Source organism: Stenotrophomonas sp. TWI819, assembly GCF_039673075.1.
Taxonomy (GTDB): Bacteria; Pseudomonadota; Gammaproteobacteria; order Xanthomonadales; family Xanthomonadaceae; genus Stenotrophomonas; species Stenotrophomonas rhizophila_B.
Window position 1 is genome coordinate 267,716 of record NZ_JBDJKY010000005.1, and the last position, 13,932, is coordinate 281,647.

Genomic DNA, 13,932 nt, shown 5'->3' on the forward strand with positions numbered 1-13,932 from the left:
CGGAGCGAACGTGATGGCCGAATACAAGATCGCCGTACTGGTCGGCAGCCTGCGCAAGGGCTCGCACAATCAGGCGTTGGCCCACGCGCTGGAGAAACTGGCCGCCGGCAAGGCGGTGTTCTCCTATGTGGAGATCGGCGACCTGCCGTTGTACAACCAGGATTTCGACAAGGACTACCCCAGCCAGGGCGTGCGCCTGAAGCAGCAGATCCGGGATGCCGATGCGGTGCTGTTTGTCACCCCCGAATACAACCGCTCGGTCCCGGGCGTGCTCAAGAACGCCATCGACCTGGGCTCGCGCCCGTATGGCGACAGTGCCTTCGCCGGGAAGCCGGCGGCGGTGATCGGCGCCTCGATCGGGGTGATCGGCACCGCACTGGCCCAGCAGCACCTGCGCAACATCCTGGCCTACCTGGACATGCCGGTGCTGGGCCAGCCCGAGGCCTTCCTGCACTTCAAGGAAGGGCTGATCGACGCCCACGGCACGATCAGCAACGAGGGCACCAAGGACTTCCTGCAGGGCTTCGTGGACACGTTCATCGCCTGGGTCGGCACCCACGGCGGCACGCACTGATCCACCGCGAGCGGGTCATGCATCTGCGATAATGGCGGGGACGGGCGCCGCAAGGGCGTCCGTCGCACGCGATGCGACGGCCCCGGCCGATCGTACCGGCAGGCGCCGGTATCCCCAGCTCATCCACTGTTTATCCACAGGTTTGTGCATGGCTGCGGGGCGCCCCGCGTGCCTACCATGTCCTACGCCTCACACTGCAGGAAATACGCCCCCCATGTCCGCCCGTTCTGGCTTCCGTTCCGACCGCAAAGACCGCGGTGACCGCTTTGATCGCGATGAGATGCGCATCGACGCCCTGCGCGTGCCGCCGCATTCGATCGAGGCCGAACAGGCGGTGCTGGGCGGGCTGATGCTGGCACCGGAGAGCTATGACCGGGTCAACGACCAGCTGACCGAAACCGACTTCTACCGCCGCGATCACCAGATGATCTACCGCGCGATCCGCGAGCTGTCCGAACGCGACCGCCCGTTCGATGCGGTGACGCTGGGCGAGTGGTTCGAATCGCAGGGCAAGATGGAGCTGGTCGGTGACGGCGCGTACCTCATCGAACTGGCCAGCACCACGCCGTCGGCCGCCAACATCAGTGCCTACGCGGAGATCGTGCGTGACAAGGCGGTGCTGCGGCAGCTGATCCAGGTCGGTACGGACATCGTCAACGACGGCTTCCAGCCCGAAGGCCGCGAGAGCAGCGAGCTGCTCTCGGCAGCGGAAAAATCCGTGTTCGCGATCGCCGAGCAGGGCGCGCGTGGCCGCACCGATTTCGTGGCGATGCCCGGCGCGCTGAAAGACGCCTTCGAAGAGCTGCGCAACCGCTTCGAGAACGGCGGCAACATCACCGGCCTGCCGACCGGCTACACCGATTTCGATGCGATGACCGCCGGCCTGCAGCCGACCGATCTGATCATCCTGGCCGCGCGCCCGGCCATGGGCAAGACCACGCTGGCGCTGAACATCGCCGAGTACGCCGCGATCAAGTCCAAGAAGGGCGTGGCAGTGTTCTCGATGGAAATGTCGGCGTCGCAGCTGGCAATGCGTCTGATTTCCTCCAACGGCCGCATCAACGCCCAGCGCCTGCGTACCGGTCAGCTGGAAGATGAGGATTGGAGCCGGGTGACCGGTGCGATCCGGATGCTGAAGGAAACCAAGATCTTCATCGACGATACGCCGGGCGTGTCGCCGGAAATCCTGCGTTCCAAGTGCCGCCGCCTCAAGCGCGAGCACGACCTGGGCCTGATCGTGATCGACTACCTGCAGCTGATGAGCGTGCCGGGCAACAGCGAAAACCGCGCGACCGAAATCTCGGAGATCTCGCGGTCGTTGAAGGGCCTGGCCAAGGAACTCAACGTGCCGGTCATCGCGCTCTCCCAGCTCAACCGCTCGCTGGAAACGCGTACCGACAAGCGCCCGGTGATGGCCGATCTTCGTGAATCCGGCGCTATCGAGCAGGATGCGGACATGATCGTGTTCATCTACCGCGACGACTACTACAACAAGGAAACCTCGCCGGACAAGGGCCTGGCCGAGATCATCATCGGCAAGCACCGAGGCGGCCCGACCGGCTCGTGCAAGCTCAAGTTCTTCGGCGAATACACCCGGTTCGACAACCTGTCGCACGATTCGGTGGGTTCGTTCGAGTAACGCCGAAGGCGTTACGGTAGTGCCGGCCGCTGGCCGGCTCCTATGGAACTGTCATCGTGCAGAGCCGGCCAGCGGCCGGCACTGCCGTTTCATCGGCGTAACCCGGGTTTCGTCGCAAACCCGTTGCAGTGCGCCCCGGCAGGGCGCGATGGTGGTCTCCGGGCGGCAGGGTGCCGCCAACGGAGACCTGCGATGAAGACCCTGTTCGCCTTGGGCGTGTGGTGCCTGCTGTTCGTGCTGTGCTGGCCGCTGGCGATCCTGGCCCTGGTGGCGTGGCCGTTCGTGTGGCTGATCAGCCTGCCGTTCCGTCTGGTGGGGATCACCTTCTCGGCACTGTTCGCCTTCCTGGGCGCGTTGTTGATGCTGCCGGCGCGGGCCCTGGGTGGTGGGCGCACGGCGACGGCCTGAACAACACCGCGATCGGGTAGTGCCGGCCGCTGGCCGGCTGCTCTTCTGTCGGGATGGCGTGGAGCCGGCCAGCGACCGGCACTACCTGTCGCTCACAAAAAACCCCGCCGAAGCGGGGTTTTTCGTTACGCCACCAACACGGCTCAGTTCGCCTTGTGGATCGCGCGCTTGCTCACGGCCATGGCGGCGTCATGCACCACTTCCGACAGCGACGGGTGGGCGTGGCAGATGCGCGCCAGGTCGTCGGCCGAACCGCTGAACTCCATGGTCAGCACGCCTTCGTGCACCAGCTCGGACACATTCGCGCCAACCAGGTGCATGCCCAGGATGCGATCGGTCTCGGCATGCGCCAGGACCTTCACGAAGCCGGTCGGCTCGATCATCGCCACAGCACGGCCGTTGGCGGCGAACGGGAAGCTGCCCGCCTTGTACGGGATGCCTTCGTCCTTGAGCTGCTGCTCGGTCTTGCCGACCCAGGCCAGCTCCGGTTCGGTGTAGATGACCCACGGGATGGTGTCGAAGTTGACGTGGCCCGGCAGGCCCGCGATCAGCTCGGCCACGGCGATGCCTTCTTCGAAGCCCTTGTGCGCCAGCATCGGGCCGCGCACGCAGTCACCGACCGCCCAGACGCCAGCGACGCCGGTGTGGCAGTGCGCGTCCACTTCGATCTGGCCACGCTCGTTGATCTTGACGCCGGTGCCTTCGGCCAGCAGACCCTTGGTGGCGGCGCGACGGCCAACGGCCACCAGCAGCTTGTCCACGATCAGGCTCTTCTCGCCTTCACCATCGGTGTAGGTCAGGGCGACTTCCTTCTTCTTGCCCTTGCCGGTCACCTCGGCCTTGGAGACCTTGGCGCCCAGGCGGATGTCCAGGCCCTGCTTCTTGAATTCCTTCAAGGCGGTCTTGGCCACTTCGGCATCGGCCGCGGCCAGGAAGTCCGGCAGCGCTTCCAGGATGGTCACTTCCGAGCCCAGGCGCTTCCAGACGCTGCCCAGTTCCAGGCCGATCACGCCGGCGCCGATCACGGCCAGGCGGGCGGGGACTTCGGTGAAGTCCAGGCCGCCGACGTTGTCGACGATGGTCTCGCCGTCGAACTTGGCGAACGGCAGTTCGATCGAATCCGAACCGGCGGCGATGATGACGTTGGTGCCCTTCAGCTCGACTTCCGAACCGTCGTGCTGCTTCACCTTGACGATGTTGCCCGGCTGCAGCTCACCGAAACCGTAGTACGCGGTGACCTTGTTCGCCTTGAACAGCATGGCGATGCCGCCGGTGAACTGTTTGACGATCTTGTCCTTGCGGCCAACCATCGCCTCGACGTCCATCTTGGCGTCCTTGAAGCTGATGCCGTGGTCGCCAAAGATGTGGCCCATGTTCCAGAACTGGCGCGAGGAATCCAGCAGCGCCTTGGACGGGATGCAGCCCACGCGCAGGCAGGTGCCGCCCAGGGCCGGCTTGCCGTCCTTGCCCAGCGCAGCGTCGATGCAGGCGGTCTTCAGACCCAGCTGCGCGGCGCGGATGGCGGCGTGGTAGCCGGCCGGACCGGCACCGATGACGACGACGTCGAATTGTTCAGCCATTGATAGTTCCTTGTTTCTTTACCAGAACCCCTCCGCGCAGGCGCGGAGGGGTGGGAGGTCTTACAGGCCGAACAGCATGCGGCCCGGGTTTTCCAGCTGGTTCTTGATGTCCACCAGGAACTGGACCGAGTCCTTGCCATCGATGATGCGGTGATCGTAGGACAGCGCCAGGTACATCATCGGCGCGATCACGACCTGACCGTTCTGGGCGATCGGACGCTCCTTGATGGCGTGCATGCCCAGGATGGCGCTCTGCGGCGGGTTGATGATCGGGGTCGACAGCAGCGAGCCGAAGGTGCCGCCGTTGGTCACGGTGAAGGTGCCGCCCTGCAGTTCTTCCAGGCTCAGCTTGCCGTCACGGGCCTTCTTGGCGTAGTCGGCGATGGTCTTTTCGATGTCGGCGAACGACATGCGCTCGACGTTGCGCAGAACCGGGGTCACCAGACCCTTCTCGGTCGACACGGCGATCGAGATGTCCGAGTAGCCGTGATAGATGATGTCGTCACCATCGATCGAGGCATTGACCAGCGGGAAGCGCTGCAGTGCGTTGGCGGCGGCCTTCACGAAGAAGCTCATGAAGCCCAGCTTGATGCCGTGGGCCTTGACGAACTCGTCCTGCAGATCCTTGCGCGCGGCCGAGACCTTGGACAGGTCGACCTCGTTGAAGGTGGTCAGCATCGCGGTGCCGTTCTTGGACTGCATCAGGCGCTCGGCGATGCGCTTGCGGATGCGGGTCATCGGCACGCGTTCTTCCGGACGTGCGCCACCGGACTTGCCGGCGCCGCCGTTGCGGGCGAAGTTGACGATGTCTTCCTTGGTCACCGCGCCGCGACGGCCGGTGCCGTCCACGTCGGCCGGGTTCACGCCTTCAGTGATGGCGGTGAAGCGGGCGCCCGGGGGCAGCGAATCGGCAGCGGACTTGGCCGCCGGTGCCGGCGCGGCGGCAGCAGCCGGAGCGGCCGCCTTGGCCGGTGCGGCCTCGGCCTTCTTCTCTTCAACGGCCGGTGCCGGAGCATCGGCCACGGCGCCTTCTTCGATGATCGCCACAACCTGGCTGGAGGTCACGGTGGCGCCCACCTCGAACTTGATTTCCTTCAGCACGCCGTCGACCGGCGACGGCACTTCCAGGACGACCTTGTCGGTTTCCAGATCAAGCAGGTTTTCATCGCGCTTGACGGCATCGCCGACCTTCTTGTGCCAGGTGGCGATGGTGCCGTCGGCGACGGATTCGGGCAGTACCGGGGCTTTGACTTCGGTGGCCATGCGGGAGCTTCCTGGTTTGTCTTTTCTAGAATGAGGGGAGAGTTATTCAGCGACCGAGTCGTTGAACGGGTTGACCAGGGCATCGGCGATCAGCTTCTGCTGTTCGATGATGTGGTCAGCCATGTGTCCAGCGGCCGGCGATGCCGAACGGGCGCGACCTGCGTAGTGGATGCTCTGGCCATCGGCCAGGCACGCCTGCAGGTGGTGACGGATCTGGTACCAGGCACCCTGGTTCTGCGGTTCTTCCTGACACCACACCACATCGGCCGCCTTGCCGTACTTCTTCAGCTCTGCTGCCAGTGCCACGCGCGGGAACGGATACAGCTGCTCCACGCGGATGATGGCGACATCGTCCTGGCCACGCTTGGTCTGGTCTTCCAGCAGGTCGTAATAGACCTTGCCCGAGCACAGCACCACGCGCTTGACCTTCTTGGCGTCTGCATTGGCATCGCCGATCAGGTGCTGGAACTCGCCGTTGGCCAGTTCGTCCAGGGTCGACACGGCCAGCTTGTGGCGCAGCAGCGACTTGGGCGACATCACGATCAGCGGCTTGCGGGTGGTCATGCGCATCTGGCGGCGCAGCATGTGGTACGCCTGCGCCGGGGTCGACGGCACGCACACCAGCATGTTCTCCAGCGCGCACAGCTGCAGGAAACGCTCCAGACGCGCGGAGCTGTGCTCCGGGCCCTGGCCTTCGTAACCGTGCGGCAGCAGCAGGGTCAGACCGGTGATGCGGCCCCACTTGGCTTCACCGGCAGCGATGAACTGATCGATCACGACCTGGGCGCCGTTGGCGAAATCGCCGAACTGGCCTTCCCAGATGCACAGGGTGTTCGGATCGGTGGTGGAGAAGCCGTACTCATAGGCCATCACCGCTTCTTCGCTGAGCAGCGAATCGATGATGGTGGCCTGTTCCGGCGACTCGACCAGCTGGCGCAGCGGCAGGTAGTAGTTGTCGGTCTTCTGGTCGTGCAGGATCGCGTGGCGGTGCGTGAACGTACCGCGGCCCACGTCCTGGCCGACCAGGCGCAGGTTGTTGCCTTCGTCGAGGATCGTGGCGTAGGCCAGGTTCTCGGCAAAGCCCCAGTCACCCGGGATCTCGCCGGCGGCCATCTTGCGACGGTCGTCATAGACCTTGGCCACGCGCGAGTGCAGTTCCACGCCTTCGGGCACGGTGTTGATCATCTGCGCCAGCTGCTTGACCTTCTCCATGCCGACCGCAGTGGAAACCGCGTCGGAGAGCTTGCCGTTGAGCAGCTTGGGCCAATCCACATACATCTTGCTGGTGGCCGGGGTCTTTTCGACCTGGGCCAGCTCGGTGGTGACTTCGCCGGCATCGAGCTTGTTGCGGTAGGCATCGACCAGCGCCTTGCCGCCACCGGCTTCGATCACGCCGGCAGCTTCCAGCGCCGCAGCGTACAGCTCGCGGGTGGTCTGGTGCTTGCGGATCACCTGGTACATCAGCGGCTGGGTGATCGCCGGTTCGTCGGCCTCGTTATGGCCCCAACGGCGGTAGCACATCAGATCGATGACCACGTCCTTGGCGAACTTCTGCCGGAACTCGAAGGCCAGCTGGGCAGCGAACACCACGGCTTCCGGATCGTCGCCATTCACGTGCAGCACCGGGGCGGCGATCATCTTGGCCACGTCGGTGGCGTAGCGCGTGGAGCGCGTATCCAGCGGGTTGGACGTGGTGAAACCGACCTGGTTGTTGACCACGATGTGCACCGTGCCACCGACGGCGAAGCCGCGGGCCTGGGACATCTGGAACAGCTCCATCACCACGCCCTGGCCGGAGAAGGCCGCGTCGCCGTGGATCAGGATCGGCATTACCTGCTTGCGGGCGGTATCGCCACGACGCTCCTGGCGCGAGCGCACGCTGCCGGCCACGACCGGGTCGGCGATTTCCAGGTGCGACGGATTGAACGCCAGCGCCAGGTGGACGGCGCCGCCCGGGGTAGAGACGTCGGCCGAGAAGCCCATGTGGTACTTCACGTCGCCCGCCGAGGCGTGGTCGTCGTGCTCGAACTTGCCTTCGAACTCGTCGAACAGCTTGCGCGGGCTCTTGCCGAGGGTGTTGACCAGCACGTTCAGGCGGCCGCGGTGGGCCATGCCGATCACCACGTCCTTGACGCCATCCTTGCCGGCGTCACGGATGATGGTGTCCATCATCGGGATCAGCGCATCGCCGCCTTCCAGCGAGAAGCGCTTCTGGCCGACGTACTTGGTGTGCAGGTAGCGCTCCAGACCCTCGGCAGCCGTCAGGCGCTCCAGGGTACGGCGCTGGGTGTCCGCGTCCAGGTTGTAGCTGCCACCGGCCAGTTCCAGGCGCTGGTACAGCCACTGGCGCTGCTCGACCTCGGAGATGTGCATGAATTCCGCACCGATCGAGCCGGTGTAGGTCTTCTTCAGGCGCTCCAGCAGATCGCGCAGTTTCATGCGCGGCTGGCCGGCGACGCCGCCGGTGCTGAACTCACTGCCCAGGTCGCTTTCCGACAGGCTGTGGAACGGCAGACCCAGATCCGGCGGATTGGTCGGCGCGGTCAGGCTCAGCGGGTCCAGGCGGGCGGCCATGTGACCACGCGAACGGTAGGCGGTGATCAGGCGACCGACATTGCGTTCGCGCTCGTCGCCGGCACCGGCGGCCGTGCCGCTCTTGACGGCATTCCTGGCGGCGTCGGCAATGTGGGCGATGACGGCCGAATGCGGAATATCACCGGCTTCGCGGCCCTGGAAGCCGTCGAAGTAGGTCTTCCATTTGGGATCGACACTGTCCGGAGAAACGAGGTACTGCTCGTACAGATCCTCGATATAGGAGGCGTTGCCGCCGGCGAGCTGCGAAGATTGCGCAAACTGCTTCAGTTGATTGTCCACGATGGAGAGTCGGATTCGCTTGTGGGGTAAGGCTTCGATGATCCGGCAGGGAAAAGTGAATAGCCCTGCGCGGGCGGTATCTAACACCCCAAATTGTACCCCCATCGAGACAGGAAGGGGCACCGTACGGGCCAGTGCGGGGCCTGCGGTGTCATTCCCAGACAGGTTCGGGACCGGGGTGTGAGCTACAGCCCGAGCGCGCGCAGCTCGCTGCAATCACGCGAACGTTCCCATACGCGCTGCAAACCGTCCTGCAACGGCCGCGAACGTGCCGGCTGGGACACGCCCGCCTCGCCGTCGAAGCGATGCCCGCTACTACGAAAGTAGTAGTCGCCGGCGTCATTGAGCAGGCAGGCCGATGCCGTCGCGCGGTCGATCGGATCGCTCACTTCGCGCACCCGGAAGACGCTCGGCAGGCGCTGCAGCAGGCTCAACACGGGCGAGCCGGCCTGACGGATGGCGGCGCTGTCGTGGACGATCACCCAGGCCTGTTTGTCGTGACGGGCGGTGGCGTAGCGGCGCAGTGCTTCCAGCACCGGCGGTGCATCGAGCAGGCCGGGGTCGAGCTGGCGGCTGTGGATCCAGAGCTGGCGGCGGGCGCGGTGGACCAGCGCGGTGGTGATTGCCACGGCGTCCTCGGCCCGGTCGATCGCGACCGCCCCGGACAGGACAAGGCGCATGTGCTGGTGGGCGATACCGGCCTCTTCGAAGACCTCGCCCTCGGGCAGGAAGCCCTGCCGGGTATAGAACACGCGGGCCGGCAGCTGCGCATGCAGCCCGACCTCGCGCCAGCCACGGGCCCGGGCCTGATCGATCAGGGCCTGCAGCAGGGCGTCGCCGACGCCTTTGCCGCGCCATGCCGCAAGCACCGCCATCCGGCCGATCCGGCCATCCGGGGTGAGCCGGCCGGCACCGATCGGCGTGCCAACGGTGTCCCGGGCCAGGACGTGCACGCTCAGGGGATCGAGCGCGTCGATCTCCAGCTCGGCCGGTACCTGCTGTTCCTCGACGAACACGGTGAACCGCACCCGGTGCAGCGCGGCGTGCTGCGCCGGGTAATCGACCACGTCAACCTGGAAACCGGGGGCGGTCATGGCGGGCGGGCGGATCAGCCGCGCGGGGGCTCGTCCTTGCCGTCGGCCTCGTCGCTGTCGTCGAAATCGACGATCACTTCGATGCCGTCGTCATGGATGGTCACCTCGTGCACATCGGCCTGGATGGCCTCGTCATCGATGACCTCGACCGCCTCGGTGCCGTCGACGATGTCGTACTCGGCGACGTAGTCGTCTTCGTCCTCGAACCCGGCATCGTCCACCAGCTGGTAGAAGCCGCCGGCGACCAGCGCCTGCACGGCATCACGGCCCTTGGCCGAGAGCTTCTGGTACAGCGCCGCGCCGATCTGTTCGGCGCCGGCCAGTACCTGGGCATCCTTGACCGGCAGGGCGAAGTCCAGGCCGCTGCAGTACAGGCTGGCGCCACGCTTGGCACGGCGCCAGGCCAGTCGCGCCCACGGGTGGCGCTGCAGTTCCACGCCCGCGCCCAGTGCGGCTTCGATCTCTTCGCGCGGCAGCGGTTCGCCGTGCGCCATCACTTCCCCGGCGGCGCGGTAAGTGGTGATGAAGCGGCCGAACCAGTCGCCCAGCTTGTCCGGGTCGTTCATGCGGATCGCATTGAGCGCCTCGACCACGCGGTTCATCGAGACCACGTCGATCTCGTTCGGGTCCTCGGGCACCTTCAGGTCCGGATCCTGGTAGCGGATGGACTCGTCGGCACCGTCGATCAGGGTATCGAGGTAGTCGCTGATCAGCTCGGCCGAGGCCGGGGCACGCATGCCGAAGGAGAAGGTCAGGCAGGGGTCTTCGGCGACGCCGTTGTGCGGCACGTTCGGCGGCAGGTACAGCATGTCACCCGGGGCCAGCACCCAGTCGTGGGTCGGCTTGAAGCGGCGCAGCAGCTTGAGCTCGACGTCGTCGCGGAAGTCCAGCGGCGGGCGCTTGCCCTTGATGGATTCGCTGGCGTCGATCTGCCAGCGGCGGTGGCCATAAGCCTGCAGCAGGAAGACGTCGTACTGGTCGACATGGGCGCCGACCGAGCCGCCGGTGGCGGCGAAGCTGATCATCACGTCATCCATGCGCCAGCGCGGCAGGAAGTTGAAGTGGCTGATCAGGGCGCGCACGTCGGCGTCCCACTTGTCCACGTCCTGGACCAGCAGGGTCCAGTCGTGGTCGGGCATGCCGGGGAATTCTTCTTCCTGGAACGGGCCGGTGCGCACGCTCCAGCCATCGGTGGCGCGGTCGTGGGTGATCAGGCGCGACAGCGCGCCTTCCTCGCAGGCCAGGCCGGCGAGGTCTTCGGGCTGGACCGGCGTTTCGAAATCGGGGAACGCGCCACGGATGAGCAGCGGGCGCTTCTGCCAGTAATCGCGCAGGAAGGTGGCAGCGGGCATGCCCAGCGGCAGGCCGGGGCGGGCCTGGATGTCGATGACGGGGGTTTTGGTCTTGCGTGCGGCCATGGGGGAGATCCTTGCAGCGTATAGACGGGTATTGGGGGGCGCGACGATGCCGCGCCCATGCCTTCAGATCGCCTTGGCCAGGTCCGCCGCCAGGCCGATGTAGCCGCCCGGGGTCAGGGCGCGCAGGCTCTGCTTGGCGTCGGCCGGCAGCTCCAGGGATTCGACGAAGGCCTGCATCGACTCGGTGGTGATGCCCTGGCCACGGGTGAGGGCCTTGAGCTGTTCGTAAGGGTTGGGCAGGCCGTGGCGGCGCATGACGGTCTGCACGGCTTCGGCCAGCACTTCCCACGCGGCGTCCAGGTCGGCGTCCAGGCGTTCCGGGTTCACGGTCAGCTTGCCCAGGCCCTTGGCCAGCGAGTCCAGGGCGACCTGGGTGTGGCCGAAGGCGGTGCCGACCGCACGCAGCACGGTGGAGTCGGTCAGGTCACGCTGCCAGCGGCTGATCGGCAGCTTGGCGCTGAAATGCTCGAACAGGGCGTTGGCGATGCCGAAGTTGCCTTCGGCGTTTTCGAAATCGATCGGGTTGACCTTGTGCGGCATGGTCGACGAGCCGACTTCGCCTTCCTTGAGCTTCTGCTTGAAGTAGCCCAGCGAGATATAGCCCCAGACGTCGCGGGCCAGGTCGATCAGGATGATGTTGGCGCGGCGCGCGGCATCGCCGATCTCGGCGACGTTGTCGTGCGGCTCGATCTGGGTGGTGTACGGGTTGAACACCAGGCCGAGGCTTTCCACGAAGCGCTGGGCGAAGGCCGGCCAGTCCACGTCCGGGTAGGCGATGACGTGGGCGTTGTAGTTGCCCACCGCGCCGTTGATCTTGCCGGTCAGCTCCACCGCGGCGATCTGGCGGCGCTGGCGCTCCAGACGGGCCACGACATTGGCCACTTCCTTGCCCAGGGTGGTCGGCGAGGCGGTCTGGCCGTGGGTGCGCGACAGCATCGGCTGGGCAGCCTGGGCGTGGGCGAGGGCGCGCAGTACGCCGGCGATGTTGTCCAGCGACGGCAGCAGCACTTCGCGGCGGGCCTGCTCGAGCATCAGACCGTAGCTGAGGTTGTTGATGTCTTCGCTGGTGCAGGCGAAATGCACGAACTCCAGCGCCGGGCCCAGCTCGGCATCGGCGGTGAGCTGTTCCTTGATGAAGTACTCCACGGCCTTGACGTCGTGGTTGGTGGTGCGCTCGATCTCCTTCACCCGCGCGGCGTGGGCCGGGGCGAAGTCGTCGGCCAGGGCGCGCAGGCGTGCGGTGGCGGCAGCCGAGAAGGGGGCCAGCTCGACGATGCCCGGCTCATTGGCCAGCGCCAGCAGCCATTCCACTTCCACCTTCACGCGGGCCTTGATCAGGCCGTATTCGGAGAAGATCGGGCGCAGGGCGTCGACCTTGCCGGCGTAGCGGCCATCGAGCGGGGACAGGGCGAGCAGGGCGAATTCGGACATGGCAGGGCGCAGATCGGTGGCAGCGGGGGCCGTCATTCTACGCTGCCCCGGCGTCCTCGGCCTGTGCCATGCGCACCGTCACCGCCTGGATCCGGTGCCCGGCCATGCGCTTGATCGTGAACAGGTGCCCGTCGATCTCCAGCTGCTCGCCTTCCTCGGGCAGGCGCTGGAGCTGGTGCACGATCAGCCCGCCGACCGAATTGAGATGATCGGGCGCGCTCAGGTCATGCCCCAGCAGGCGCTCCAGCCGGAAGATGGAGGTCGAGCCGGCCACCAGCAGGGTGCCGTCCGCGCCTCGGGTCGGGGCGTCCTTGACGATATGCGGGTGCTCGTCCTCGATATCGCCGACGACCACTTCCAGCAGGTCCTCCAGGGTGAAGTAGCCCAGGATGCGGCCGTGCTCTTCCACGCACAGCGCCAGGTGGGTGGTGCCGGTGCGGAAGCGCTCCAGCACCAGCGGCACCGGAGTCTCCAGCGCGATCAGGTTGGCCGGGCGCAGCAGCGGGCGCAGGTCGTCGGTCGGATGGCCGCGGGCGATTTCCACCAGCAGGTCCTTCATGTGCAGGATGCCCAGCACTTCCTCGCCGTCGCGGTCGAACCAGGGGTAGCGGCTGTAGCGGCTCTCGGCGAACTCGGCCATGACGTCGGCCAGGCTCATCCCGTCGCGGAACGAGCGCATATGGTCGCGTGAGCGCATCAGGTCGCCGGCCACCAGTTCGGGCAGTTCCAGTGCGTGGCTCATCAGGGTGAGGTCCTGGTCCGGCGCGCTGCCGGTGGGCTGCTGGCGGCCTACGATGAGCTTGAGTTCCTCGCGCGAGTAACGGTGCGAGGTGTGCTCCACATCCCCCCAGCCGGCCGCTCTCAGGAGCGCGTTGGCGCTGTTGTTGAGCAGCCAGATGGCCGGGTACATCGCCCAGTAGAACAGGTACAGCGGTGCGGCCGTCCACAGCGACATCGCTTCCGGGCGGCGGATCGCCATCGATTTCGGTGCCAGTTCGCCGAGCACGATGTGCAGGAACGAGATGATGCTGAAGGCGATGATGAAAGCGGTCAGGCGCGAGGCATCCGGGGTCAACCCCAGCGTATCGAACAGCGGCTGCAGCAGATGCGCGAACGCCGGTTCACCCACCCAGCCCAGGCCCAGCGAGGACAGCGTGATGCCCAGCTGGCAGGCGGACAGATACGCATCCAGGTGCGCGTGCACGTTGAGCAGCAGGCGACCGCGCCAGCCGTTTTTTTCCGCAAGGCCCACGGCCTGGGTGTGGCGCAGCTTGACCAGCGCGAACTCGGCGGCCACGAAGAAGCCGTTGAGCACCACCAGCAGCAGCGCCAGCGCAAGGAGCAGGAGGTTGCCGATCATCCACGGCCCCGCAGCACCGCTGCCAAGGCGAGAACGGCACCCGCGGTCGCCAGGGCGGCGAGGGCGGTCATCGGTGCGTGCGCGGCGGCACGCCCGGTACTACTGTCGGGATCGTCACCCATGGGGGCGGCAGTCTGTCTGAATGGAAACGAATCCCGAGTCTAGCCGATCAGTCGCTTTCTTGGGTTTCAGCGGCGCTTGAGAGTATCGTGATGTGCGCCGCCAGCCAGGGAATCAGGCCCGTTGCCAGCCGCAGGTTCCCTTTCATCCACGAAAGACGTGCGGAGTTGA

At 66.2% G+C, this 13,932-nt stretch carries 10 protein-coding genes; 3 read left to right on the top strand and 7 right to left on the bottom strand.

The features are described 5' to 3' along the window. The first annotated feature begins 13 nt into the window (after positions 1–13). The 3 genes from ABE463_RS09505 to ABE463_RS09515 all read left to right on the top strand — a co-directional run bounded on the left by ABE463_RS09505 (position 14) and on the right by ABE463_RS09515 (position 2,621). The gene (locus tag ABE463_RS09505) at positions 14–574 is read left to right on the top strand and encodes an NADPH-dependent FMN reductase (RefSeq protein WP_259261570.1); all 561 of its coding nucleotides are present in this window, start codon (positions 14–16) and stop codon (positions 572–574) included. Positions 575–788: 214 nt separating this feature from the next. After that, on the top strand, positions 789–2,213 hold the full coding sequence (locus ABE463_RS09510; RefSeq protein WP_121037974.1) for a replicative DNA helicase: 1,425 nt from the start codon (positions 789–791) through the stop codon (positions 2,211–2,213). 192 nt (positions 2,214–2,405) lie between these two features. Then, the gene (locus tag ABE463_RS09515; protein ID WP_346467990.1) at positions 2,406–2,621 is read left to right on the top strand and encodes a hypothetical protein; all 216 of its coding nucleotides are present in this window, start codon (positions 2,406–2,408) and stop codon (positions 2,619–2,621) included. Positions 2,622–2,764: 143 nt separating this feature from the next. Here ABE463_RS09515 and lpdA read toward each other — a convergent pair whose 3' ends face one another. The 7 genes from lpdA to ABE463_RS09550 all read right to left on the bottom strand — a co-directional run bounded on the left by lpdA (position 2,765) and on the right by ABE463_RS09550 (position 13,641). After that, positions 2,765–4,201 (bottom strand): dihydrolipoyl dehydrogenase, encoded by a 1,437-nt coding sequence (gene lpdA, locus ABE463_RS09520; protein WP_346467991.1) that lies wholly within the window; start codon positions 4,199–4,201, stop codon positions 2,765–2,767. A 60-nt stretch (positions 4,202–4,261) separates the two neighbouring features. Beyond that, complete coding sequence (sucB, locus tag ABE463_RS09525) at positions 4,262–5,464, bottom strand: dihydrolipoyllysine-residue succinyltransferase (protein ID WP_346467992.1); 1,203 nt, start codon at positions 5,462–5,464, stop codon at positions 4,262–4,264. 42 nt (positions 5,465–5,506) lie between these two features. After that, positions 5,507–8,338 carry a 2-oxoglutarate dehydrogenase E1 component gene (locus ABE463_RS09530; protein WP_123730799.1) on the bottom strand — a complete coding sequence of 944 codons (2,832 nt, stop codon included), beginning with the start codon at positions 8,336–8,338 and terminating at the stop codon, positions 5,507–5,509. Positions 8,339–8,523: 185 nt separating this feature from the next. Beyond that, positions 8,524–9,432: a GNAT family N-acetyltransferase gene (locus tag ABE463_RS09535; RefSeq protein ID WP_346467993.1), complete on the bottom strand. Its 909-nt coding sequence runs from the start codon at positions 9,430–9,432 to the stop codon at positions 8,524–8,526. A gap of 14 nt (positions 9,433–9,446) precedes the next feature. Beyond that, a complete protein-coding gene (locus ABE463_RS09540; RefSeq protein WP_346467994.1) occupies positions 9,447–10,850 on the bottom strand; it encodes a cupin domain-containing protein in 1,404 nt (467 codons plus the stop codon). 63 nt (positions 10,851–10,913) lie between these two features. Beyond that, positions 10,914–12,281 carry an adenylosuccinate lyase gene (purB, locus tag ABE463_RS09545; protein ID WP_123730904.1) on the bottom strand — a complete coding sequence of 456 codons (1,368 nt, stop codon included), beginning with the start codon at positions 12,279–12,281 and terminating at the stop codon, positions 10,914–10,916. 37 nt (positions 12,282–12,318) lie between these two features. Then, positions 12,319–13,641 (bottom strand): hemolysin family protein, encoded by a 1,323-nt coding sequence (locus tag ABE463_RS09550; RefSeq protein WP_346467995.1) that lies wholly within the window; start codon positions 13,639–13,641, stop codon positions 12,319–12,321. Positions 13,642–13,932: the final 291 nt, after the last annotated feature.